23 protein-coding genes, 1 pseudogene and 2 other annotated features are annotated in these 25680 nt (G+C 35.9%); of the genes and pseudogenes, 23 read left to right on the top strand and 1 reads right to left on the bottom strand.

What is annotated here, in order from left to right; all coding sequences use genetic code 11:
* Positions 1-147 precede the first annotated feature (147 nt).
* The 21 genes and pseudogenes from citZ (at position 148) to metG (ending at position 23261) form a co-directional block, all read left to right on the top strand.
* Entirely contained in the window at positions 148-1263 is a 1116-nt protein-coding gene (citZ, locus tag H9636_RS06170; RefSeq protein ID WP_191706757.1) for a citrate synthase, read from the top strand.
* Positions 1264-1465: 202 nt separating this feature from the next.
* Positions 1466-2731: an NADP-dependent isocitrate dehydrogenase gene (gene icd, locus H9636_RS06175; protein ID WP_191706758.1), complete on the top strand. Its 1266-nt coding sequence runs from the start codon at positions 1466-1468 to the stop codon at positions 2729-2731.
* 305 nt (positions 2732-3036) lie between these two features.
* The gene (locus H9636_RS06180) at positions 3037-3474 is read left to right on the top strand and encodes a MaoC/PaaZ C-terminal domain-containing protein (protein ID WP_191706759.1); all 438 of its coding nucleotides are present in this window, start codon (positions 3037-3039) and stop codon (positions 3472-3474) included.
* 55 nt (positions 3475-3529) lie between these two features.
* A complete protein-coding gene (locus H9636_RS06185; RefSeq protein WP_191706760.1) occupies positions 3530-4243 on the top strand; it encodes a response regulator transcription factor in 714 nt (237 codons plus the stop codon).
* On the top strand, positions 4240-5691 hold the full coding sequence (pnpS, locus tag H9636_RS06190; protein ID WP_191706761.1) for a two-component system histidine kinase PnpS: 1452 nt from the start codon (positions 4240-4242) through the stop codon (positions 5689-5691). The genes H9636_RS06185 and pnpS overlap by 4 nt, the downstream gene beginning before the upstream one ends.
* 244 nt (positions 5692-5935) lie before the next feature.
* Positions 5936-6928, top strand: a complete 993-nt coding sequence (hflK, locus tag H9636_RS06195) for an FtsH protease activity modulator HflK (RefSeq protein WP_191706762.1) — start codon at positions 5936-5938, stop codon at positions 6926-6928.
* Positions 6925-7941 (top strand): protease modulator HflC, encoded by a 1017-nt coding sequence (gene hflC, locus H9636_RS06200; protein ID WP_191706763.1) that lies wholly within the window; start codon positions 6925-6927, stop codon positions 7939-7941. Before hflK ends, hflC begins: the two co-directional genes overlap by 4 nt.
* A gap of 136 nt (positions 7942-8077) precedes the next feature.
* Positions 8078-8500, top strand: a complete 423-nt coding sequence (locus H9636_RS06205; protein WP_225230107.1) for a DNA polymerase I — start codon at positions 8078-8080, stop codon at positions 8498-8500.
* A 144-nt stretch (positions 8501-8644) separates the two neighbouring features.
* Entirely contained in the window at positions 8645-11272 is a 2628-nt protein-coding gene (polA, locus tag H9636_RS06210) for a DNA polymerase I (protein ID WP_191706764.1), read from the top strand.
* 12 nt (positions 11273-11284) lie between these two features.
* Entirely contained in the window at positions 11285-12157 is an 873-nt protein-coding gene (mutM, locus tag H9636_RS06215) for a bifunctional DNA-formamidopyrimidine glycosylase/DNA-(apurinic or apyrimidinic site) lyase (protein WP_191706765.1), read from the top strand.
* 14 nt (positions 12158-12171) lie between these two features.
* Positions 12172-12768 (top strand): dephospho-CoA kinase, encoded by a 597-nt coding sequence (gene coaE, locus H9636_RS06220; RefSeq protein WP_318240998.1) that lies wholly within the window; start codon positions 12172-12174, stop codon positions 12766-12768.
* Positions 12769-12946: 178 nt separating this feature from the next.
* The gene (locus H9636_RS06225) at positions 12947-13966 is read left to right on the top strand and encodes a glyceraldehyde-3-phosphate dehydrogenase (RefSeq protein ID WP_191706766.1); all 1020 of its coding nucleotides are present in this window, start codon (positions 12947-12949) and stop codon (positions 13964-13966) included.
* Between the two features lie 168 nt (positions 13967-14134).
* The gene (gene nrdR, locus H9636_RS06230; RefSeq protein WP_191706767.1) at positions 14135-14605 is read left to right on the top strand and encodes a transcriptional regulator NrdR; all 471 of its coding nucleotides are present in this window, start codon (positions 14135-14137) and stop codon (positions 14603-14605) included.
* Between the two features lie 18 nt (positions 14606-14623).
* Entirely contained in the window at positions 14624-15997 is a 1374-nt protein-coding gene (locus H9636_RS06235) for a replication initiation and membrane attachment family protein (protein ID WP_191706768.1), read from the top strand.
* Between the two features lies 1 nt (position 15998).
* A complete protein-coding gene (gene dnaI / locus H9636_RS06240) occupies positions 15999-16943 on the top strand; it encodes a primosomal protein DnaI (RefSeq protein WP_191706855.1) in 945 nt (314 codons plus the stop codon).
* A 391-nt stretch (positions 16944-17334) separates the two neighbouring features.
* Positions 17335-19266, top strand: coding sequence for a threonine--tRNA ligase (thrS, locus tag H9636_RS06245; protein WP_191706769.1), 1932 nt, complete (start codon positions 17335-17337; stop codon positions 19264-19266).
* A gap of 193 nt (positions 19267-19459) precedes the next feature.
* Positions 19460-19607, top strand: a sequence feature (ribosomal protein L20 leader region).
* A 96-nt stretch (positions 19608-19703) separates the two neighbouring features.
* On the top strand, positions 19704-20210 hold the full coding sequence (infC, locus tag H9636_RS06250; RefSeq protein WP_122971134.1) for a translation initiation factor IF-3: 507 nt from the start codon (positions 19704-19706) through the stop codon (positions 20208-20210).
* Positions 20211-20241: 31 nt separating this feature from the next.
* Complete coding sequence (gene rpmI, locus H9636_RS06255; RefSeq protein WP_122971135.1) at positions 20242-20442, top strand: 50S ribosomal protein L35; 201 nt, start codon at positions 20242-20244, stop codon at positions 20440-20442.
* A 67-nt stretch (positions 20443-20509) separates the two neighbouring features.
* On the top strand, positions 20510-20869 hold the full coding sequence (gene rplT / locus H9636_RS06260) for a 50S ribosomal protein L20 (RefSeq protein WP_122971136.1): 360 nt from the start codon (positions 20510-20512) through the stop codon (positions 20867-20869).
* A gap of 72 nt (positions 20870-20941) precedes the next feature.
* The gene (locus H9636_RS06265; RefSeq protein WP_191706770.1) at positions 20942-21211 is read left to right on the top strand and encodes a DUF1294 domain-containing protein; all 270 of its coding nucleotides are present in this window, start codon (positions 20942-20944) and stop codon (positions 21209-21211) included.
* Between the two features lie 121 nt (positions 21212-21332).
* Positions 21333-21572: a binding site (T-box leader), on the top strand.
* Between the two features lie 48 nt (positions 21573-21620).
* Positions 21621-23261 (top strand): annotated as a pseudogene (metG, locus tag H9636_RS06270) (methionine--tRNA ligase).
* A 68-nt stretch (positions 23262-23329) separates the two neighbouring features.
* Here the strand turns inward: metG and H9636_RS06275 are convergent.
* On the bottom strand, positions 23330-23722 hold the full coding sequence (locus H9636_RS06275; RefSeq protein WP_191706771.1) for a sigma-w pathway protein ysdB: 393 nt from the start codon (positions 23720-23722) through the stop codon (positions 23330-23332).
* 93 nt (positions 23723-23815) lie between these two features.
* Between H9636_RS06275 and H9636_RS06280 the strand changes: the two genes are divergently transcribed.
* Both H9636_RS06280 and H9636_RS06285 read left to right on the top strand, forming a co-directional pair.
* A complete protein-coding gene (locus H9636_RS06280) occupies positions 23816-24298 on the top strand; it encodes a dUTP diphosphatase (RefSeq protein ID WP_191706772.1) in 483 nt (160 codons plus the stop codon).
* A 102-nt stretch (positions 24299-24400) separates the two neighbouring features.
* The gene (locus tag H9636_RS06285) at positions 24401-25489 is read left to right on the top strand and encodes a M42 family metallopeptidase (RefSeq protein ID WP_191706773.1); all 1089 of its coding nucleotides are present in this window, start codon (positions 24401-24403) and stop codon (positions 25487-25489) included.
* The last annotated feature ends 191 nt before the right edge of the window (positions 25490-25680 follow it).

Consider the following 25680-nt stretch of genomic DNA (forward strand, 5'->3'; position numbering starts at 1 on the left):
ATTTCATTCACAAAGCCGTCAAAATTTATTATAATAGTCGTGTAAGCGATTTACTTATAGGTTCATATGAGCAGAACATTTTAGGTGCTATATAGAAAAGAAAGAAAGCACTTACAAACTAATAATATTAAGAAGGAGCGATTTTTTATGACAGCAACACGTGGTTTAGAAGGTATTGTAGCTGCAGAATCAAAAATCAGTTCGATTATCGACGACACACTTACATATGTTGGATACGACATTGATGATTTAACTGAAAATGCTACATTTGAAGAGGTTGTTTATTTACTATGGCACACTCGTCTACCAAAAGCAGATGAACTTGCTGAGTTAACAAAAGCTCTAGCTGAAAATGCTGAAGTACCTCAAGCAATCTTCGATCAATTCAAATCTTATCCATTACAAACAGTACACCCAATGGCAGCTCTTCGTTCAGCTGTATCTTTATTAGGTGTATATGACGAAGAAGCAGACGACATGTCTCCAGAAGCAAACTACCGTAAAGCAATTCGTCTACAAGCTAAAATTGCAACTGTAGTAACTGGTTTCTCTCGTATCCGTAAAGGATTAGAACCAATTGCACCAAAACCTGAATTAGGATATGCTGCAAACTTCTTATATATGTTACATGGTAAAGAACCAGCACCAATTGAAATAGAAGCATTCAACAAAGCGTTAGTATTACATGCTGACCATGAATTAAACGCTTCAACATTCACTGCTCGCGTATGTGTAGCAACATTATCAGATATTTATTCTGGTATTACATCTGCAATCGGCGCGTTAAAAGGTCCTTTACACGGTGGAGCTAACGAGCAAGTAATGAAAATGTTATCTGAAATTGGATCTATCGATAACGTTGAATCTTATATCCAAACAAAATTAGATAACAAAGAAAAAATTATGGGCTTTGGTCACCGCGTATATCGTAAAGGTGATCCACGTGCGAAACATTTACGTGTAATGAGCGAAAAATTAACAAAATTAACTGGTAAACCAGAACTATATGAAATGTCAGTGAAAATTCATGACATGATCGTTGAACAAAAAGGTCTTCCAGCAAACGTAGACTTCTTCTCAGCATCTGTATATGATTCATTAGGAATCGAACATGATTTATTCACACCAATCTTTGCAGTGTCTCGTACATCTGGATGGATTGCACATATTTTAGAACAATATGCGAACAATCGTTTAATTCGTCCTCGTGCAGAATATATTGGACCAGGAATGCAAAAATATGTTCCAATTGATGAGCGATAATTTTATAAAAATATGCTAAAATTGTCTAGGACTGTATTTCACATGAATTAGCCGGTGTATAACACTGATTAATTTATAGCAATTGGCTCCTGCGGGTGTAACCGATTTTATATCGTTTTAAGATGTGAAATCTGAATCAGTTACCTCAAGGTGTAATTGAACAAATACGGTTCTAGACTTATGAATTTAGGAGGCAACATTCATGACTAACGGTAAAATTGTAGTAGAAAACGGTGTACTTCAAGTACCAAACAACCCAACAATTCCTTTCATCGAAGGTGACGGAATTGGTCCTGATATTTGGGCTGCAGCATCTCGCGTAATCGATGCAGCTGTTGAAAAAGCTTACAACGGTGAAAAGAAAATCGAATGGTTAGAAGTACTTGCTGGTGAAAAAGCATTCAACCAAACTGGTGAATGGTTACCACAAGAAACTTTAGATAAAATCAATGAATACTTAATCGCTATTAAAGGACCTCTTACAACACCAATCGGTGGCGGTATTCGTTCCCTAAACGTAGCATTACGTCAACAACTTGATTTATATGTATGTTTACGTCCTGTACGTCACTTCGAAGGTGTACCATCTCCTGTTAAACATCCTGAAGATGTTGATATGGTTATCTTCCGTGAAAATACAGAAGATATTTACGCTGGTATTGAATATGCTCAAGGTTCAGAAGAAGTGAAAAAAGTTATTAACTTCTTAAAAGAAGAAATGGGCGTTAACAAAATCCGCTTCCCAGAAACTTCTGGTATCGGTATTAAACCAGTTTCAGTTGAAGGTACTGAACGTTTAGTACGTGCTGCAATTGAGTACGCTATTAAACATAACCGTCCTTCTGTAACATTAGTTCACAAAGGTAACATCATGAAATTCACTGAAGGTGGATTTAAACAATGGGGTTACGATTTAGCTGAACGTGAATATGGCGATAAAGTATTCACTTGGGATCAATATGACAGAATTAAAGAAGCTGAAGGTGTAGAAGCTGCGAACAAAGCTCAAGACGAAGCTGTAGCTGCTGGTAAAGTAATCATTAAAGATTCTATCGCTGATATCTTCTTACAACAAATTTTAACTCGTCCAAAAGAGTTCGACGTAGTTGCTACAATGAACTTAAATGGTGACTATATTTCTGATGCATTAGCTGCACAAGTTGGTGGTATCGGTATCGCTCCGGGAGCTAACATTAACTATGTTACTGGACATGCGATCTTCGAAGCAACACACGGTACAGCTCCTAAATATGCTGGTCAAGATAAAGTAAACCCATCTTCAGTATTACTTTCAGGTGTATTAATGCTTGAGCACTTAGGATGGCAAGAAGCTGCAGACTTAGTGACTGCATCTGTTGAAAAAACAATCGCTTCTAAAGTTGTAACTTATGACTTTGCTCGTTTAATGGACGGTGCTACAGAAGTGAAATGTTCTGAATTCGCTAATGAATTAATTAAAAACCTTTAATTCTAATAAGCGTTTTATATCGATATGAATAATTGGGTAGCTTTTGTGAATAAAGTAAAAGTAATTTACTTTATACACGAAAAGCTACCCTTATTTATTTTGGTAAACATTTTACTGTCTAGCATCTATTGAAATAGCTCTACATTCATTTATCATTTATTACACTTTATTCTTTAACGATTGGATAGATTTGTTGAATCCGTTTTAAGAAATATACTAATCAAGGTTAACTTTCCATATAATATTGTTATTTTCTGAAATAATTGATACTATGAAATTAATCTCACTATAAAGGGGTTGCTTAATTGCTGCTACGAAAGGGTATGAAACTTGGGAAGAAGATTGATGAAATTACTGTTGGAGAAAAATTACAAATAACCGAAAAAATCGAAGATAAAGATTTACTTTTATATTTAGGGTTAACAAACGACAGTAATCCACTCTATATTCAACATGATTATGCTCTTGAAACACCATTTAAAAAGCCGATTGTGCCGACGATCATGTTAAATGGAATCATTACTTCTGCTATCTCTAAACATATGCCTGGTCCTGGTTCCCATGTTCTCGAACAAAATTTGATTTATTTGGAACCGGTCTATCATAACGAAACAATAGAATTCTTATTAGAAGTTCAGCATATTGATATTACGGAAAAAGTAGTAGATATTTATGTAAATGCTTTTAAAGAAAAGAGAATACAGGTAATTGAAGGAGTTATCAAAGTATTGCCTCCCCATTAGTGATATGGCTAACTGATTTGAAATGGGGGTTTCAAATCGACTTTGGAGGTTGTTTATGTCAAAAACAATATTAGTGGTAGAAGATGAAGTATCAATTGCAACTTTATTAAAGTACAATTTAGAACGTGTAGGATATGAAGTACTACTTTCCCATGATGGAAAAGAAGGACTCGATATGGCACTCGAACATTCACCAGACTTAATCTTATTAGATTTAATGTTACCAACGATGGATGGTATGGAAGTTTGTAAAGAACTACGTAGCCAAAAACGAAATATTCCAATCATTATGTTGACTGCTCGAGATGATGAATTCGATAAAGTGTTAGGATTAGAACTAGGTGCCGACGATTATATGACAAAACCATTTAGTCCGCGCGAGGTCGTTGCACGTGTGAAGGCAGTTTTACGTCGCTTCACACCAGTCCAACATCAAGACCAAGAAGATCCAGAAAATACGGTTTATCAATATGGAAAACTACAAGTATATCCAAACCGTTTTGAAGCACTTTTAGATGACGAACCTCTAGAATTTACGCCGAAAGAGTTTGAGTTGCTTGTTTATTTATTAGAAAATAAAAACCGTGTGTTAACGAGAGATCAACTGTTGAGTGCTGTTTGGAACTATGATTTTGCGGGAGATACTCGAATTGTCGACGTACATATTAGTCATTTACGAGACAAAATCGAGGAAAATAGCCGCAAACCGAAGTTTATTAAAACGATTAGAGGGATTGGATATAAATTCGAGGAGCCAAAAAATCTATGAATTCCTATCGTAACCGATTATTTGTGATTTTTATTATATTAACCGGTTCAATTTTAGCTGTCCTTGGCTTCGTCTTAGGTCAGCTATTCCCTTTTTATATTCAAAATTTTTCAGCTGAAACGAATATCGAGCTGAATGCTGAGGAAATCGCATATATTAGTAAACATTTTAATTATATTATTACTTTTTTATTGTTGGTCTCATTAGTATTAATCGGCTGTGTTGCTAGTTATTTAATTCGAAACTTGTTAGACCCCGTTGAAAATATAACGCAAACTGCCCGTGAGTTAACAAAAGGAAATTACCGTGCCCGTGCCTATGCGGTAGGTCCAATGAGTATTGTAGAATTAAGAAATTCAATTAATAGTTTAGCAAGAAATCTCCAAGAAATTGAAAAAACCCGTGAAATTGAAGAGGAACGGTTAAACACATTAATTGAAAACATGGGTAGTGCTCTTATTATGATTGATCGAGAGGCGACCGTATCCATCGTCAATCGTCAATTTTTAAATGGTTTTGAATTAAAAATTGATGAAGTAAAGGGGCGAAACTTTTTAACGTTAGGTTTACCTGAAGAGTTGGAAAAGTTTATTGACCATGTTTTTTTAACGGAGTTACCATATAGAAAGCAAGTAGAAGTAGTTGTGCATCAGGAAATTCAATATAAGCAAGTTTATGGTGCACCAGTAGTAGGGGAACATGGCCGATGGTTAGGTGTTGTCATCGTTATGCATGATATTTCGGAGCTTATTCGACTTGAACAAATTCGAAAAGACTTCGTTGCCAACGTTTCCCATGAATTACGAACGCCAATTACATCGATTAAAGGCTTTTCAGAAACCCTTTTAGATGGTGCGTTTAAAGATGAGAAGATGCTTCTTTCCTTCTTAGATATTATTCATCAGGAAAGTAATCGACTTCAAATGTTAATTCAAGATTTATTAGAATTATCGAAAATTGAGCAACATGGATTCTCTGTTAATCTCATGCCTACAAGTTTACAAGAAGTGTTAATACGTTCTGTTGAGTTAACAAGCCCTCGTTTAGATGAAAAAAACATGCAATTTGATGTAGACATTGTCCGTGATGTGACGGTTATGGGGGATTTCAACCGACTTATTCAAATATTTACAAACCTAATTGCGAACGCCATTACTTATTCTCCTGAAAATACAACTGTGACCCTTCGAATTAAAGAAAATGGCGAGTATGGCATTGTCGAAGTAGAAGATCAAGGGATGGGCATTGAAAAAAGTGAAATTGCCCGTATTTTTGAGCGGTTTTACCGAGTGGATAAAGCGCGCAGTCGTAATTCAGGTGGTACAGGGTTAGGGCTTGCCATCGTAAAACATTTAATTGAAGCCCATGCAGGAAAAATAAGTGTGGAAAGTCAGGTAGGGAAAGGTACTTGTATGAAAGTTTATATTCCTCTCAAAAAGAGTAATTAACAATACATTTACAAAACTGTTATCGTAAATTCATATTTAAACGATATGATAATTAACAGAAACCCCCCTATTTCAGATTTAGCAATTAGCTTAAAGTTCATAAGAAGTCCCCGTAGGAAGTGTCCCAATCATTGGGGCACTTTTTTATTTTCGGAAATATCTTTTATTGAAACTTTTTACAATAACGTCCGTAAATTAACTAAAGGTTCATATTACACCTTTTGAAAAATAAGGGGGATTATAAATGAGTGTAAAGCGGACGTTATTAATGACAGGACTAATCCTGCTATCTGCTGTCGCACTGGTCGTTGTGTTTACTTCTTGGTATACAGTGGACGAATCAGAGCAAGCGGTTGTTATTACATTTGGTAACGCAGATGAAACAATTACAGATTCAGGTCTTCATTTTAAAATGCCATGGCCTATACAAAAAGTTGAAGTTCTATCAAAGGAAACATACAGTTTACAATTCGGCTATGAACAAAATGAAGATGGTGAAATTGAAGCATACGATGATGAAACGAAAATGATTACAGGCGATGAAAACATCGTCTTAACAGATTTAGTTGTTCAGTGGAAAATTACAGATCCAGAAAAATATTTATTTAATGCAGAAAATCCAAAACAAATATTACATAATGCAACATCCAGCGCTATTCGTTCGATTATAGGTAGTTCTACAATTGATGAAGCTTTAACTGATGGAAAGGCGAAGGTTGAGGCGAATACGAGAGATTTACTAGTTAGCCTCATTGAAAAATATGATATAGGCGTAAGTATTTTGGGTGTTAAATTACAAGACGTGGAATTACCTAATGATGAAGTTCGTGCTGCATTTACAGCGGTAACGGATGCCCGTGAAACGAAAAATACGAAAACGAATGAGGCAGAAAAATATAAAAATCAAAAATTAAGTGAAGCAGAAGGGGAAAAGGATGCGATTATCTCCCGTGCAGAAGGGGAGAAAGTTGCCCGAATCCAGGAGGCTGAAGGGGAAGTCGAGATTTTCAAAAAGTTATACGCCGAATATAAAGGCAATCAAGAGATAACTCGTCAACGATTAATAATCGAGACGTTAGAAAATGTACTGCCAAATACGCAACTTTATATTATGAATGACGATGGAGAAACATTGAAATATTTACCATTACAACCGACAACGACTTCTCCTGTAAAAGAAACAGAAGAAACAAAGGAACCGACAGCGGAAACGTCTGAAGGGAGTGATAAACAATGAGTAATAACAACAAATATGATGGGGATTTAGAAAAATTCATTAAAGCTTTGTTTGGCAATAAAAAGAAAAAAGATGTTGTGAATATTCAAGAAGCAAAGGTGTTAAAAGAAAAAAATAAACAACCGATTAATGGACGTCAATTTGCCAAATCAGCTATATTATTCACTGCTATTTTTGCTTTACTAACCATACTCATTGCCAATGTCTATGTTGTTAAGGAAAATGAATATCGGGTCGTTCGCCAGTTTGGTGAAGTAGTGAAATATGAAGAAGAACCTGGTTTAAACTTTAAAATCCCATTTGTTCAAAGTGTAACGACATTACCGAAAAACTTAATGACTTATGATATGACGGAAGAAGAGATTAACACGTTAGATAAAAAACGAATTATCATTGATAACTATGCGGTGTGGAGAGTAACAGATCCAAAAGCACTTATCTCCAATTCAGGTACATTAATTAATGCTGAATCCCGTATGGAAGAGTTCATTTATTCGGTCATTCGTAACGAGCTTGGGCAATTAAATTATGATGAAATTATTAATGATGAAGATTCATCACGGGGAAGTATTAATGAACAAGTAACGAACAAAGTGAATGAACTTTTAGTAAGTGGGAATTTCGGAATTGAAGTTGTAGACGTACGGATTCGTCGTACCGATTTACCGGAAGAAAATGAGCAGTCTGTTTATACACGGATGATTTCTGAACGGGAATCGATTGCACAAAAATACTTGTCAGAAGGGGATGCTGCTAAAAACCGTATCGAAGCTCAAACGGACCGACAAGTGAAAGAATTACTTGCAGCTGCTGAAAAGGAAGCCGCTTTAATAAGAGCGGAAGGGGAGTCTCAAGCTGCTCAAATTTATAATAAAGCCTTTTCGGTCGATCCTGAGTTCTATTCTTTATATAGAACGCTAGAGTCGTATAAACAGACGATTGGTGAAGATACAATGATTATTTTACCATCGAATTCTCCTTATGCGAAATTGTTATCGGGCTATTTAGAGTAAACTAATGACATCTATAAGTATGGGAAACCATATTTATAGATGTTTTTCTTTTATAGTGTCATATTTTACTACTTTATAATAATATAATTGTTGTTATAATAAAGATAGGTTTTACTAGAAAGAGAGGTATGGACGTTTGAGTGTTATAAATAAATGGATTCAAAATGTATTACTGGCCTTTATTATGTCTTGTTCAATGACCGCTTTATTTAGTTCAACTCCATACTTTTGGATGAAACTAAATATTTTTCATATACCGATTGTATTTATCGTGATCTTTTGTTTAACGGTTGGAATTGCAGAGGATGTTCGAAATAGCTTTAAAAAAGTGTTTAAGTTTGAAAAAAGGAAAGATAAACGTCCAATTTGGCAAGTAGGGGTAGGGATGATTTTTTTCTTTACTCAAGTAGGGTTTGTTGAAGTGTTTGGACGCTATTTAATGGGGTTTGAACTGGGTGGAATGCCCCTTTACTTTATTTTTGCCTTTATGAATGCCTTTTTACTAACGGTTGTTTACGAAGAAATCTTTTATCCGAAGCAATCGAAAATACAAGGTTAATATTCTCTTTAAATAACACGTATTGATCGTCATCGTATCAATACGTGTTTTATAATGGAAAAAAGGCTCTATTAAGGATAAAGTAAAATAGAGAAGTGATGAATATAAAGAGAATCTTGAGATAAGTGTGAAGGAGACCCATACATGACAAAAGAAAAGTTATTATTATTAGATGGAAATAGTTTGGCCTATCGAGCATTTTTCGCTTTGCCTTTATTAACGAATGACAGCGGGGTTCATACGAATGCTGTTTATGGTTTTACAACAATGCTTCAAAAAATATTAGAAGAAGAAAAGCCGACGAAAATGCTTGTCGCCTTTGATGCTGGGAAGACGACTTTTCGTCATGAATCGTATGGTGAGTATAAAGGGGGACGTCAAAAAACCCCACCTGAACTTTCAGAGCAATTCCCATATTTACGTAAATTAATTGATGCGTATCAAATTAAACGTTATGAAAAGGAATTATACGAAGCAGACGATATTATTGGAACCCTTGCGAAACAAGCTGAATCTGAAGACATGGACGTTATTATCGTATCTGGCGATAAAGACTTAACCCAATTAGCAACAGACAAAGTAACGGTCTACATTACTCGTAAAGGGATGACAGACATCGAAAAATATACGCCAAGCCATATCGAAGAGAAATATGGACTTTCCCCTCTTCAAATTATCGATATGAAAGGCTTAATGGGGGATACATCGGATAATATTCCTGGCGTACCTGGTGTCGGCGAAAAAACGGCGATTAAATTATTAAAAGAATATGGTTCAGTAGAAGCCTTATATGAACAAATTGAAGCGATGAAAAAATCAAAAATGAAAGAAAAGCTTGTGGAAAACGAAGAACAAGCGAAAATGTCGAAGAAACTGGCGACGATTTTTACTGAGGCACCGATTGATATTTCATTGGAAGATTTAAATTACCCTGGACCGAATGAAGAAGAAGTGTTAAATGTATGGCAAGAACTATCCTTTAAATCGTTAATTGAGAAAAGTGATTTCCGTATGGAAGAAAAAGAAACGGCAGATTTAGCCTTCGACATCGTAACGGACGTGACAACAGACATGTTAAAGGATGTTATGGCTGTTCATGTTGAGTTGGAAAATGAACATTATCATACTTGTCGTATTTTAGGGTTAGGTTTCACTGATGGAAAGAAAAACTTTTATATCTCTTTTGAAGATATGAAAAATAATGAAGCGATTAAAAATTGGCTCGAAGATGAATCAAAGATCAAATATATGTCTGATAGTAAAGCGGCCCAAGCCATTTTAAAACGTATTAATATCGAATTGCGCGGTGTTGACTTCGATTTAGTGCTAGCGACATACATTGTAAATCCAGCAGTATCGGGCGATGATCTTGCTACATTAGCAAAAGAATATGGTTATTCGGATGTACAAGCAAATGAAACGATTTATGGGAAAGGGGCAAAATGGACTGTACCTGCGATGGAAGTGTTGGCAGAACATGTTTGTCGTAAAGCCTTTGCCATTTGGTCATTACAACCGATTGTAGAAGAAAAACTAAAAGAAAACGAACAGTTTGACTTATATCATGATTTAGAGCTTCCTTTAGCTTCTATCCTTGGAATTATGGAAAGTGAAGGAGTTAAAGTGAATATTGCTACATTGGAAAAAATGGGCGGAGAATTAGAACAAAAAATAACTGCTTTAGAAAAGGAGATTTATGAACTTGCTGGAGAGAAGTTTAACATTAATTCTCCAAAACAATTAGGGGTTATTTTATTTGAAAAGTTAGGCCTTCCTGTTGTGAAGAAAACAAAAACGGGTTATTCGACTGCTGCTGATGTTTTAGAAAAGCTTCAATCGGAACATCAAATCGTTAAATTTATTTTAGATTATCGTCAATTAGCGAAACTACAATCGACTTATATTGAAGGATTAATTAAAGAGGTACACAGTGAGGATAGTAAGGTTCATACAAGATTCCAACAAGCATTAACAGCTACTGGAAGATTAAGTTCAACGGATCCAAACCTTCAAAATATCCCGATTCGTCTAGAAGAAGGGAGAAAAATTAGACAAGCCTTTGTGCCGTCGAAAGAAGGTTGGGTTTTATTTGCAGCGGACTATTCCCAAATTGAATTACGTGTTTTAGCCCATATGTCAAAGGACGAAAATTTAGTAGATGCCTTTATTCAAGGAATGGATATCCATACTCGTACAGCGATGGATGTATTCCATGTTTCAGAAGAAGAGGTAACATCCAATATGCGTCGTGCTGCTAAAGCGGTTAACTTCGGTATTGTGTATGGAATTAGTGATTACGGTTTATCCCAAAATCTAGATATTACACGAAAAGAAGCTGGTGAGTTTATTGATAAATATTTGCAAAGTTTCCCTGGTGTAAAAGAATATATGGACAGAATTGTACAAGAAGCAAAATTAAATGGCTTTGTTACAACGATTTTAAATCGTCGCCGTTATTTGCCGGATATTACGTCTCGAAACTTTAACTTGCGCAGTTTTGCAGAACGAACAGCGATGAATACACCAATCCAAGGTAGTGCCGCTGATATTATTAAAAAAGCAATGATTGATATGGATGCCCGTTTAAAACAAGAAGGGTTACAAACGAAAATGTTATTACAAGTACACGATGAATTAATTTTTGAAGCACCGAAAGAGGAAATTGAAATTTTAGAGCGAATTGTACCAGAAGTAATGGAACATGCCATTGAACTGGCTGTCCCATTAAAAGTAGATTTCTCATACGGGCATACATGGTACGATGCAAAATAAGGAAGTGGGATTATGCCTGAATTACCAGAGGTAGAAGGAGTTGTTCGAGAACTAGTGCCTGCTGTAGAAGGTAAAACAATCGAACGCGTCAAACTATCCGAAACGATCTTCACTTCTTGGGGAGCGGGGAAGCAATGTATTGTTAAAAACATGGACCCTAATCTATTCGAAGAAGTGATGCAAGGAATGAAGATAAATAGAATTACTAGAAGATCCAAATATATTTATTTTCATATTGAAAAAGGGGTAGATCGATACCTTTTCGTCAATCATCTAGGAATGACGGGTGCCTGGTTTGTAGTTAAATCGTTGTCCGAAATTGGTGAGGGAAAATTTCGTAAACATGTGCATGCCATTTTTTATTTGACGACAGGGGAACTTCTTGTCTATTCAGATATACGCCGATTTGGCGAAATGCGTTTTATGACAAAAATAGAGGAGCATCCACCCCTTCTTCAAATGGCACCCGAACCATTTGAAGATGATGCATGTGATTACTTTTTAAATAAATGTGAGCTTCCAAAGTATCAAAATAAGCCGATCAAAGAAGTGATCATGGATGGCCAAGTGATTTCTGGTTGTGGCAATATTTATGCAACGGAATCATTATTTAAAATGGGTATCCACCCAGCTAGGAAAACGAATCGCATTAGTAGAAAAAGAAAAATAGAATTGTTTGAAGTGATCCGCGCCATTTTACTAGAAAGTATCGAAAGAGGCGGTTCGACCATTTCAGATTATCGTAATATTAATGGAGAAGCAGGTAGTATGCAGCATCGATTGAAGATGTACGGTAAGAAAAATTGCCCTACCTGTGGCACTTTAACAAAATCGTTGGTCATTGGGGGACGTACTTCAGTTTATTGTCCAAAATGCCAACATTAAAAGGTGTGTTGAGTATGATTATTGGATTAACAGGAAGTATTGCAAGTGGAAAAAGTACTGTTGCAAATATGTTAAAGGATTATGGTCTTCCGATTGTCGATGCTGATTTAGTAGCAAGAATTGTAGTTGAACCGGGAACACCGACATTACAAAAAATAGTAGAAGCCTTTGGTGAGGTCGCGTTAACGGAAGATGGGGCGATGAATCGTCAAAAAATCGGAGAAATTATTTTTAATGATGAAGAAAAACGTAAACAATTGAATAGCATTATTCATCCTGCAATACGTCAAGAAATGCTTCGTCAGCGAGATGAACATGTCGCAAAGGGTGCTCAAACTGTGATTATGGATATTCCATTATTATTTGAAAGCAAACTTCAACATTTTGTAGATAAAATTTTAGTTGTCTCGGTTACGGAAGAAACACAGCTAAAACGATTAATGGAACGAAATCAGTTAAGCGAACAGGAAGCAACCGCCCGGATTTCAAGCCAATTACCTTTATCGATTAAAGAACAAGGTGCTGATGCGGTTATTAATAATAATGGCACAATCGAAGAAACGGCGGAACAATTACAACGTATTTTACGCAATTGGGAAGTCATTGAATAAACGAATACTTTGAAAGACTTGGTTTTTATAACCAAGTCTTTTTTTATTTATTATTTTCAGAAAATAGAAATTTTTTAAATCTACAAGAAATATGTTCACCTTTTTCTTAAATGTGCTATACTATTTATGAGAAAAGATAACCTTATTAAAAACGCAAACACAGGAGGAAATATAAATAATGACAGTTTCTATTGCTATTAATGGCTTTGGCCGTATTGGACGCATGGTTTTCCGCCAAGCAATTGTACAAGATGAATTTAATATTGTAGCAATCAATGCGAGCTACCCATCAGAAACGTTAGCACATTTAATTAAGTATGACACAAATCATGGTAAATTTGAAGGAACTGTTGAAGCTGAAGAAAACGCTTTAATTGTAAATGGTAAACGTGTTCAGCTTATCAGTGAACGTGATCCGATTAAATTACCATGGAAACAACTAGGTGTTGATATCGTTATTGAAGCGACAGGAAAGTTTAACGACCGTGATAAAGCTGCGATGCATTTAGAAGCAGGTGCAAAAAAAGTCATTTTAACTGCTCCTGGTAAAAATGAAGATATTACAGTTGTTATGGGTGTAAATGATGACTTGTTAGATTTAGATCAACATGATGTTATTTCAAACGCATCTTGCACAACAAACTGTTTAGCTCCTGTAGCAAAAGTGTTAAATGATACATTTGGAATTGAAAGCGGGTTAATGACGACTGTTCACGCTTATACGAATGACCAAAAAAATATCGACAATCCGCATAAAGATTTACGCCGTGCCCGCGCATGTGCAGAATCAATTATTCCAACTTCAACTGGTGCTGCTAAAGCTCTATCTTTAGTGTTGCCGGAGTTAAAAGGGAAACTACACGGTATGGCGTTACGTGTACCAACATCAAACGTTTCTCTAGTAGACTTAGTTGTAGATTTGAAAAAGGATGTCACAATTGAAGATGTGAACAATGCATTCAAAGCAGCAGCTGAAGGGCCAATGAAAGGGATTTTAAACTTCACTATGGAACCTTTAGTTTCAACTGACTACAATACAACAACTTATTCTTCAACTGTGGACGGTCCATTAACAATGGTAATGGGTAGTCGTAAAGTGAAAGTACTTGCTTGGTACGATAATGAGTGGGGTTACTCAGCACGTGTTGTTGATTTAACAAAGAAAATTGCGAAAGCTTTAGAAGTAGTAGTAGCTTAATTAAACGAATTAGGGATAGGATAGGAGTTAAGGCTCCTATCCCTTTTTTTATTTGTTGAAATATATTAAAATGTAGTTTTGCATACACAAAGAAGAGCTATTTTTCTAGAACAACTAGATTTGTTATAATAAGATTACTAATTAAAAGTGAGACGGGAGAAAATTTTTATGAGATGTCCAGATTGTCAATATAATGGAACGCGGGTAGTCGATTCTAGACCAGTAGATGACAATAAAGAAATTCGCCGAAGACGTGAGTGTGAGTCTTGTGGCTTTCGCTTTACAACCTTTGAAAAAATCGAGGAGACACCTTTAATTGTCGTTAAAAAGGATGGTTCAAGGGAAGAATTTAGTCGAGAAAAGGTATTACGCGGTTTAATCCGAGCGTGTGAGAAACGACCAGTCGCTTTAGAAACGTTAGAGGGGATTGTCCTATCGATTGAAAAGGATTTGAGAAGAATAGGCAATTCGGAAGTCCGATCGGAAGATGTAGGAGAAAAGGTCATGGATTTACTAGCGAACGAGGATGAAGTCGCTTATGTACGATTTGCCTCCGTCTATCGTCAATTTAAAGATATTAATGTCTTTATATCAGAATTGAAAGATTTACTACATCGTCAAACGGATCTTAAAAAATGAATGTGTGGAGGGAATTAAATGGTTCATTTGTATAAAGAAGTGCAGCCTACAGATCATTTTGAAATCAGTCTCCCTCAATTTCTTTCAACAAATGAACGCCAATTGTTAACATTATTTTATCAACCGTTGACAGGTCCTGAACCAATTAGTCTTTATTTAACTTTATGGGCAGAAGGGGAAGATTTACATAGTACGCCTATGACCCATTATTATTTAATGAACGTTTTAAATATGTCCATTGGAAAAGTGTTTGAAGCACGAATTGCTTTAGAAGCAATCGGATTACTTCGTACATGGCGCAAGGATGAGGAAGATAGCCGCCACTTTATATACGAAATAATTCGTCCCCTTGATGCCCATTCCTTTTTCCAAGACCCATTGTTATCGATGTTTTTATTTTCGAAAATTGGGGAACAGGCATATCGGAAATTACGTAGACGTTTTATTAAGCCATTAAATAAACAGTCCTTTAAAGAAGTATCCCGTTCGTTTATGGATGTGTACAAGCCTGTTCATACGAATATTCCAAAGGATGTGATTGAGGCAAATGGGAATCAACTAAGTCAAAATTACCCTTTTTATTATGAACAGTTTGATTTTAATTTGTTAATGTCTGGTCTATCAGAAAATCTTATACCTTCAAGCAGTATTACGGCTGAGGTAAAGGAAGTGATTGCCAAACTGGCATTTTTATATCATTTATCTCCGTTGGATATGCAAAAAGTTGTGATTTTAGCATTAGATGATAATATGCAAGTTTCTCAGGATCGATTAAAAAAGGCGGCAGCGGATTATTACAAATTAACCCTTTCGAAGGAAGCGCCAAAATTGGAGAAAACCTTTGTTCAAAAGGAACAACAAATTCCTGAAAAAATATCAAAGGAACAAGAGTTACAATTGTATTTGGAAACGACTCCACCCCTTCAAGTGTTAAAGGACATTAATAATGGCAAGGAACCTTTACCATCTTCGGTTCAATTGGCGGAAGATTTAATTGTGAAACATGGGATGCCAGTAGGAGTAGTCAATGTATTGCTCGAATATGTCATGCTGACAACAGATATGAAGCTTCCTCGAAAATATGTTGAAAGAATAGCAGATCATTGGATGAGGAAAAATTTAAAAACGGCAAAAGAAGCGATGGACTTAGCTCGTACGGAACGAGATAAATATACAAAGTGGAAAAATGAAAACGACAATAAACCGCAAGCGGCTGCTTCTGGCTATAAAAAGCAAACGCGGGCAAGTAAAGAAATGATTCCGGAATGGTTTTATAAAAGAAATGAAGAAAATAGCGAGAATGAACAACAAGAGCAAAAGGCGATTGATTTTGAGCAAGAGCGTTTGAAAATATTAAAAAAACTTGGTGTACAAGATGGGCAGGTGAACTAACATCGAACCGATTAATCAATCATTAAAAAGAACAATTAAAGTACCGTCCTTTGAAGAACGATACAATCAAATTCGTCGTGAAATATTAGAAAATCGTGAAATTCAAAAATTTTTAGCAGAAAATGATCAAATCGTAACGACAGATATGGTCGATAGAAGTTTACCGAAATTGCAAGAATATATTAGTCAATCCATTGACTGCTGTCAGTGTGGTAATACGGAAAATTGTACAAACTATTTAAAAGGATTTGTACCAAAACTATATATTTCCCAAAATACAATAGATGTTCGTTATGAAAGATGTCAGCAAAAAATCATTGAAGATGAACGACGGGAAGTTGAACAGATGATTTCAAGTATGCATATGCCAAAGGATGTATTAAGTGCAACATTGAAAGATTTACAAATTGATCATACATCTCGTGTCAATATTGCCAATAAAGCAGCAGATTTTATTGCCCAATATAAAAGTACGAATGAATTACCTTCAAAAGGTTTTTACTTATATGGTCAGTTTGGTGTCGGGAAATCCTTTGTACTAGGTGCTATTGCCAATGAGCTGGCGACTTTAAAAATTCAATCTGTCGTCGTTTTCGTGCCAGAGTTTTTACGGGAAATGAAAAATTCCATTCATGATCAATCTTTAAATGAAAAAGTGGATTATGTAAAACGGGCGCAAGTGTTAATGCTAGATGATATTGGGGCAGAAACGTTATCCAGTTGGGCACGTGATGAAATCCTCGGTACCATTTTACATTATCGAATGAGTGAACAACTCCCAACTTTCATAACTTCTAATTTTGACTACAAAGGTTTAGAACACCATTTAGCACAAAATTCCCGTGGTGAAGTGGAAGTGATTAAAGCTGCCCGCATTATGGAACGTATCCGAGCGATTACGGTACCAATTGAAATGGGCGGAAAAAATCGTCGCCACGAAAATTAAAATATTCTATTATTCATAGTTGCATTTTTGTAATTTCGGGCGTATACTTTCATAATAATTAATCTAAATATGCAAGCTTTGAAAAGGACAATAAGTTTGTGAGACGACTTATAGAGAGGGAAGCCTAGGCTGGGAGCTTCCTAGTACGACACATACTTTACTACCTTGGAGCTTTAGCAGGGATAATCTGCTAACGTCAATCGGTACGTTAACCGACCTAGAGCTTCGTCTGAAACGTTTGTTTCGGAAGGAAGAAGGGTGGAACCACGAGCATACGCGTCGTCCCTTTACGAGGGATGGCGCTTTTTTTATTGGAAATGCTTTGTAAGTCCTATTCGTTACCTTTCAAAAAGCTGCAAATTTACCACAAATGAAAAAGGAGAGAAAACACATGTCAGAAGTAATTCAATTAACTTTCCCTGATGGCGCCGTAAAGGAATTCCCGCGCGGTACTTCTACAGCTGATGTAGCTGGTTCCATTAGTCCAGGTCTTAAAAAACAAGCTTTAGCTGGTAAATTAAACGGCACGCTGATCGATTTGAAAACACCAATCGAAGAAGATGGTGCGATTGAAATTATTACACCAAAATCTGAAGAAGCATTAGAGATTTTACGTCACTCTACTGCCCACTTAACTGCTCAAGCATTAAAACGATTATACCCAGGTATTAAATTAGGGATTGGTCCAGTTATCGAAGGCGGATTCTACTATGATGTTGATTCGCCAGAACCAATTTCAACTGATGATTTCCCTAAAATTGAAAAGGAAATGAAAAAAATCATTTCTGAGAACATCGAGATTGAACGGAAAGATGTTTCTCGAGATGATGCGCAAAAAATTTATGAAGAAGTTGGCGACGAATATAAATTAGAACTGTTAGAAGCAATTCCAGCAGATGAACAAGTGTCTATTTACTACCAAGGCGACTTTTTTGACCTTTGCCGAGGAATTCATGTACCGTCTACAGGTAAATTAAAAGAATTTAAATTATTATCTTTAGCAGGTGCTTATTGGAGAGGGAACTCTGATAACAAAATGCTTCAACGTATTTACGGTACCGCTTTCTTCAACAAAGAAGATTTAAAACAACATCTTCAAATGTTAGAAGAAGCGAAAGAGCGCGATCACCGTAAAATTGGGAAAGAATTAGAATTATTTACACTTTCCCAAACAGTAGGTCAAGGTTTACCTTTATGGTTACCAAATGGGGCAACGATTCGTCGAATTGTGGAACGCTATATTGTTGATAAAGAAGTAAAATTGGGTTACAAACATGTTTATACACCGGTTTTAGGATCGAAAAAATTATATGAGACTTCTGGTCACTGGGGTCATTACCAAGAAGATATGTTCCCACCGATGGAAATGGATAACGAAACATTAGTTTTACGTCCAATGAACTGTCCGCATCATATGATGGTATACAAATCATCGATGCATTCATATCGTGAATTACCAATCCGTATTGCAGAACTTGGTACAATGCACCGTTATGAATCATCAGGTGGATTATCTGGTTTACAACGTGTACGAGGAATGACTTTAAACGATTCTCATATTTTCGTTCGTCCTGATCAAATTAAAGAAGAGTTTAAAAAAGTTGTGGAATTAATCTTAGATGTATATAAAGATTTCGACTTAACGAATTATAAATTCCGTTTATCCTACCGTGATCCTGCTGATACTGAAAAGTATTACGATGACGATGAGATGTGGGAAAAAGCTCAAAGTATGTTAAAAGAAGCGATGGATGATATGGGGCTAGAATATTATGAAGCGGAAGGCGAAGCGGCTTTCTATGGTCCTAAATTAGACGTTCAAGTGAAAACAGCAATCGGTAAAGATGAAACATTATCAACTGTTCAACTTGATTTCTTACAGCCAGAACGTTTCGACTTAACTTATGTTGGGGAAGATGGAAAACAACATCGTCCAGTTGTGATTCACCGTGGTGTTGTGTCAACAATGGAACGCTTCGTTGCCTTCTTAATCGAAGAATATAAAGGAGCATTCCCAACTTGGTTAGCACCAGTCCAAGTGGAAATTATTCCTGTATCCAATGAAGTTCACTTCGACTATGCAAAACAAATCGAAGAAAAACTGATGCAAGCCGGCATCCGAGTAGAAATGGATTACCGCGAAGAAAAACTCGGGTATAAAATCCGTGAAGCTCAAATGAAAAAAATCCCTTACATGCTTGTGTTAGGGGACAAAGAAATGGAAACAGGAGACGTTAACATTCGTCGTTACGGCTCAAAAGATTCGGAAACTATTTCCTTCGAAAGTTTCTTAGAAAGTATTAAAGCAGAAGCAGTAAAATAAATATCTTGTACGAGAATGGTTCAACTTTTTGGACCATTCTTATTTATCATCTTTCGATCGGGAAATGCAAAAAGATTATCGACAAAAAGTTCATCGTGTTGTAAAATCATAAAGGCAAATAAATCATAGATGAAATTTTGTTGACATCGTAAATCAACAATGATATGATTATTTAGGTTATGAATACAGTTTGTGGTTGAAGTAGAGGCTGCCCGCTTCTCACCTGAATGACGCAATTGCAGTTAACAGGTATTAACACGTTGAATTAATTACGCTGTCTTAGAGCGTATGTATATATAGCGGGCGGACATCTTCTGAAATGTCCGTCCTTTTTTTATGGACATACTTAGGAAGTGTACCGTTCAACCGGGCGTTTTTGCTCTTAATCTCATGTATTCGCGACACAACCTTGGAGGTGGATTCGTATTAGCAAAGACATGTATGTAAACGAAGGCATTCGCTCACGTGAACTTCGTGTAATCGACCATAATGGTGATCAGCTTGGAGTTAAAACTCGTAATGAAGCGTTAGAAATTGCCGCTCGTGCAAACTTGGATCTTGTCCTTGTGGCCCCTCAAGCTAAGCCACCAGTCGCACGTATCATGGACTATGGTAAGTTTAAGTTTGAACAGCAAAAGAAAGATCGTGAAATTCGTAAAAATCAAAAAGTCATCAATATGAAGGAAGTTCGTTTAAGTCCAACAATTGATGAGCATGATTTCCAAACGAAATTACGTAATGCAATTAAATTCCTAGAAAAGGGCGACAAAGTAAAATGTTCTTTACGTTTTAAAGGTCGTGCTATTACTCATAAGGAAATTGGGCAACGTGTTTTAGATCGTTTTGCTGAAGCTTGTGCCGAAGTATCGACGGTTGAACAAAAACCGAAGATGGAAGGCCGAAGCATGTTCTTAGTTCTTCAACCAAAGAACGAGAAAAAGTAATATTGACGAATAGTTTAGGAGGAAATTCGAAATGCCAAAAATGAAAACTCACCGTGGCGCTGCGAAGCGTTTCAAAAAAACGGGCAAAGGAAAATTAAAATTTGACCGTGCTTATGGTAGCCACTTATTCGCTAACAAATCTACAAAACAAAAACGTCACCTACGTAAAGCAAAAGTTGCGTCATCTGGTGATTTCAAACGTATTAAATCTTTATTAACTTACATGAAATAATTTCGTTTATGTAATAAATGTACGTATTAAATTAAACATTCGGAAGAATTAGCAGGAGGTAATTAGTATGCCACGCGTAAAAGGCGGAACAGTAACGCGCAAGCGTCGTAAAAAAGTTTTAAAATTAGCCAAAGGTTATTTTGGTTCAAAACATACATTATATAAAGTAGCTAACCAAGCAGTAATGAAATCAGGTCAATATGCATATCGTGACCGTCGTCAAAAGAAACGTGATTTCCGTAAATTATGGATCACTCGTATTAACGCTGCTGCTCGTTTAAACGGTCTTTCTTATAGCCGTTTAATGCACGGTTTAAAAGTAGCTGGTATCGAAGTTAACCGTAAAATGTTAGCTGACTTAGCAGTAACTGACGCTCAAGCATTCGCTCAATTAGCTGAAGAAGCTAAAAAAGCAGTTGCGAAATAATTATTCAATAAATGGCTGGTAGGACATCCTATCAGCCTTTTTATATATGTAAAAGGAAGGTGAGATGATCCGATGGAATTAGCATTAATATCTTATATTGCCGTAATGTCAATCATCCTATGTATTTTTATGTATGTCGATAAGTCCAGGGCAAAAAAACATGAATGGCGCATATCAGAAAAATCATTATTTACGTTAGCTATTCTAGGGGGAGCGTGTGGGGGCGTATTAGGAATGTATTTATTCCGCCATAAAACAAAACATAATTCCTTTGCCTTTGGATTTCCGTTAATTGCAGCGATACATATTTATATCGTCGTAAGGATTTTTACGATTTATTAATAACAAAAAAGAATTCTCTAATTACTAAATAGGGGATTCTTTAATATACTCCTTCAAGAATTTTTATTTTTTTAATATTTGAAAAAGTAGAAATATAATGCGATAATATTGAAAAAATAATTTAATGGCATTGAAAAGGAAAAGTAAATAGGGGGTAGTTTTAAAGAGAGCTTCTGATGGTGGAAAGGAAGTAAATGAGCCTTATTGAAAATGACCTTTGAGCTTCGTACCGAACTAGGGGTAGGCTACGACGAGGAAGGCACTCGTTACAACAGCAACAGTATGAATACGTACTGGCAGAGGCAAGTAGTGTGAGCTACTTGTGAATTTAGGTGGTAACACGGGAATACTCGTCCTAATCGTTTGTCGATTAGGGCGTTTTTTTTATTTATTTGAAGGAGGAATATAGATGACGATATTGATTGGAGGAGCTTGACCTTATGCAAATGGTTCTTTGCATTTAGGTCATATTGCAGCATTATTACCGGGGGATATTTTAGCAAGGTATTATCGACAAAAGGGAGAGAAGGTTTTATATGTATCTGGAAGTGATTGCAACGGGACACCCATTTCCATCCGTGCTAATCAAGAACAAACGACGGTAAATGCGATTGCTGATCGGTATCATAAAGAATTTGAACAAGTGTTTCAACAACTCGGTTTTTCTTATGATATTTATACACGTACAGACGCCTCCCATCATCATCAAATAGTTCAAACGATATTTTTAACGCTATTAGAAAATGGGTATTTATATAAGAAAAAAACAGATCAAGCTTATTGTGAGTATGATGGATGTTTTTTACCTGATCGTTTTGTAGAAGGGATTTGTCCGAATTGTGGAGAGAAAGCAAGGGGAGACCAATGTGATCACTGTTCGGCTATTTTAGATCCCTTAGAATTAATCGATAAACGATGTAAAATATGTGGACAGGAACCGGTCGTAAAAGAAACGGAACATTTTTATTTGTCGTTCTCCACTCTGCAGGAAAAGTTAGAAAAATACATTGCTGGAGCAGAACAAGAAAAGCGATGGAGAGAAAATGCTATCGCTTTAACGAAGCGGTATTTAGCTGAAGGAATACAAGACCGGGCAGTTACGCGGGATTTACCAAATGGGGTTGATGTGCCGATAGAAGGTTTTGAAGGAAAGAAGATCTACGTATGGATTTAGGCCGTTTCCGGTTACTTATCAGCAAGTGTCGAATGGACCAAACAAAATGGAGAAAATATTCATGACTGGTGGACTCGAGAAACTGTTGCCTATTATATACACGGGAAAGATAATATTCCGTTCCATACCATTATTTGGCCCGCTATTTTACTCGGGATAAATACCCTACCACTGCCAACTTATATATTATCCAATGAATATTTAACGTTGGAAAAGCGAAAATTATCGACCAGTCAAAATTGGGCTGTATGGTTACCAGAAATTTTATCAAACTACAATCCAGATTCGATACGATATTTTTTAACAATGAATGCACCGGAAAATCGAGATACGGATTTTTCATGGAGGGAATTTATATATAGTCATAATAGTGAGTTGCTTGGTGCCTTTGGAAATTTTGTCAACCGAACATTGAAATTTATTGAAAAGTCCTTTGAATCAACTATTCCTCAAGGTGTTATTGATGAACAAATGGAGGGGGATACTGAAAAAGCTTACGATGTAGTTGGCTCTCTCATTGAAAGAGGGCAAATGAAGAAAGCGCTGGAAACAAATTTTGAATATATTCGAAAGGCAAATAAATATTTTGATGAACAAAAGCCTTGGGTACTCGTAAAAGAAGACGTAGATGAATGTAAAAATGTACTGGCAACTTGTACGTTCATCATTCAAAATCTTGCCCAATTATTAGAGCCCTTTTTACCTTTTGCCACTCAACAAGTAAAAGATATATTAAAATTAAAAGAAAGTACATGGACGATTCAAAGGCATTTGCCAACAAAGATAGGCAACGTTTATCCTCTTTTTGAACGAATCGATGTTAACCAGATCGATAAAGAAATAGAAAAGTTATATGGCCGTTCTATTACAACATGATTTTAAAATATAGGATTGCCTTTCATGCATAGTTCATGCCATGTTAGACAATCCTTATTTTATTGTTGTTATACATTTTGATTTTTCATTAACTGTTCAATTGGATTTTTCCAGTTTATTTTGGCTTTCGGGTAGCTCATTAAAATTTCTTTTTCTAAAAAGTAAAAGTCTTCCTTTGTTAAACCTTGAAGTTTCATCGTGTCGTGCACCCAAACAAAGATGGATACAACCTCAAAGGCATCTTCAGTCGTTCCTAGATATTTCTCACCCTCAAAAAGGGCACCTTTATAGGAAATGAAAAAGTTTTTTCGGACATTTTTAACATCATCATAGAAGTAATATTGTCCTTTTTCATAGGCTTCATCTAATTTACGCTTTGGATCCGTTAAGAAACGTACGCCTTTATAAAATATGTAAATGATTAAAATGATAATGAGCAAACGGAATAATAGAAGAGCCACGTAAAAGTCCCCCTTGTAAAGACATAGTTATTTCCTTTACGATTAAGGAGAACAATAAGTTTCATTTTTAAAAAGAAAAAGAGGGATTTTTTTATGGAATTTAAAGAACTATTTGAAATGCAAAGAGAGTTAGATGCATTTATCGAAAAAACGCAAAAGATTGACCGAGATGTTTTTAGAGAAAAAGGGCTCGCTTTAATGATTGAACTAGCAGAATTAGCGAATGAAACAAGATGCTTTAAATTTTGGAGTACAAAAGGTCCTTCTGAAAGAGAAGTTATTTTAGAGGAGTTTGTCGATTCTATTCACTTTTTACTTTCATTAGGAATTGAAAAGAATCTATTTTTAGACGCATGGCCAGAAATAACGATGAAACAGGATTTAACGAATTCATTTTTACGCACACAGGATCAAATCTTAACATTTATTCAACAACCAAATATGGATCATTATCGCGGAGTTTGGCAATGTTATGGGATTTTGGCATATAACTTAGGCTTTACGTTTGATGATATTATTCAAGCCTATATCGCAAAAAATGAAAAAAATTATGAACGTCAAAAATCAGGGTATTAATGACCGGTTATTTGAAAAACTTATAATTGTTTGAATTTAATATTTCAACATTCGAAATATTAGAGGTATAATAAGGAAAACACCTATTTAGGAGGCTGCAACATGTCCGAATTAGATCAAACATTAACCATGTTGAAAGAATTAACTGATGCAAATGGAATACCAGGGAACGAACGTGCCCCTCGCGAAGTTATGCGAAAATATATTGAACCATATGCGGATGAAATTGAAACAGACAATTTAGGAAGTTTAATTGCGAAAAAAGTTGGGGATGCCAATGGACCAAAAATAATGGTTGCAGGCCATTTAGATGAAATAGGTTTCATGGTTACTCAAATAGATGAAAAAGGCTTTGTGAAATTCCAAACGGTTGGTGGCTGGTGGAGCCATGTTATGCTTTCTCAACGAGTGACGATTACAACTCGAAAAGGGGAAGAAATTATTGGCGTTATTGGTTCAAAACCGCCTCATATTTTACCTGCTGATCAACGCAAAAAAGTAGTGGATATGAAAGAGTTATTCATCGATATCGGTGCTACTTCAAAAGAAGAAGCCCAAGGATGGGGAATTCGTCCTGGCGATATGATTACGCCTTACTTTGAATTCAACGTTATGAAAAATGAAAAAATGTTATTGGCAAAAGCGTGGGATAATCGTATCGGTTGTGCCATTGCAATCGATGTGTTAAAACAATTACAAGATATTAAACATCCAAACGTTGTTTACGGTGTGGGAAATGTTCAAGAAGAAGTTGGGCTTCGTGGAGCAAAAACTTCTACCTTTAAAATTAAACCAGATATTGGTTTTGCTGTTGATGTGGGTGTTGCTGGAGATACGCCAGGTATTACACCGAAGGAATCTACTTCAAAATTAGGTGATGGTCCTCAAATTATCATTTTTGATGCATCAATGGTAGGTCATAAAGGACTTCGTGATTTCGTTGTTGATGTGGCAGAGGAAAACAACATTCCTTATCAATTTGATTCTACTCCAGGCGGTGGAACTGACGCTGGTTCTATCCATTTAACAGCGAATGGTGTTCCTGCTATGGCAATCGGTATAGCTTCCCGTTATATCCACTCCCATGCGGCTGTCATCCATCGTGATGACTACCATAATACGGTTAAATTACTTGTAGAGATCATTCGAAAATTAGACCGGGATACAGTCAATAAAATTATATTTGATTAATAAATAATGAAAAGGAAGGGCAAAAATGCTCTTCCTTTTTTTATGTTTATAATCAAATTTAATGCATAAGAATAGTATGATGCAATCGGAATTAATATTACGTGTAATGAATATTTATAAAAATCAATTCGTTTTTTGCATTTTATTTAACTTTTATACTTTAAATATGCATATTTATTACATTGGAAAGA

Origin of the sequence: Ureibacillus galli (assembly GCF_014836845.1) — a bacterium.
Taxonomy (GTDB): domain Bacteria; phylum Bacillota; class Bacilli; order Bacillales_A; family Planococcaceae; genus Ureibacillus; species Ureibacillus galli.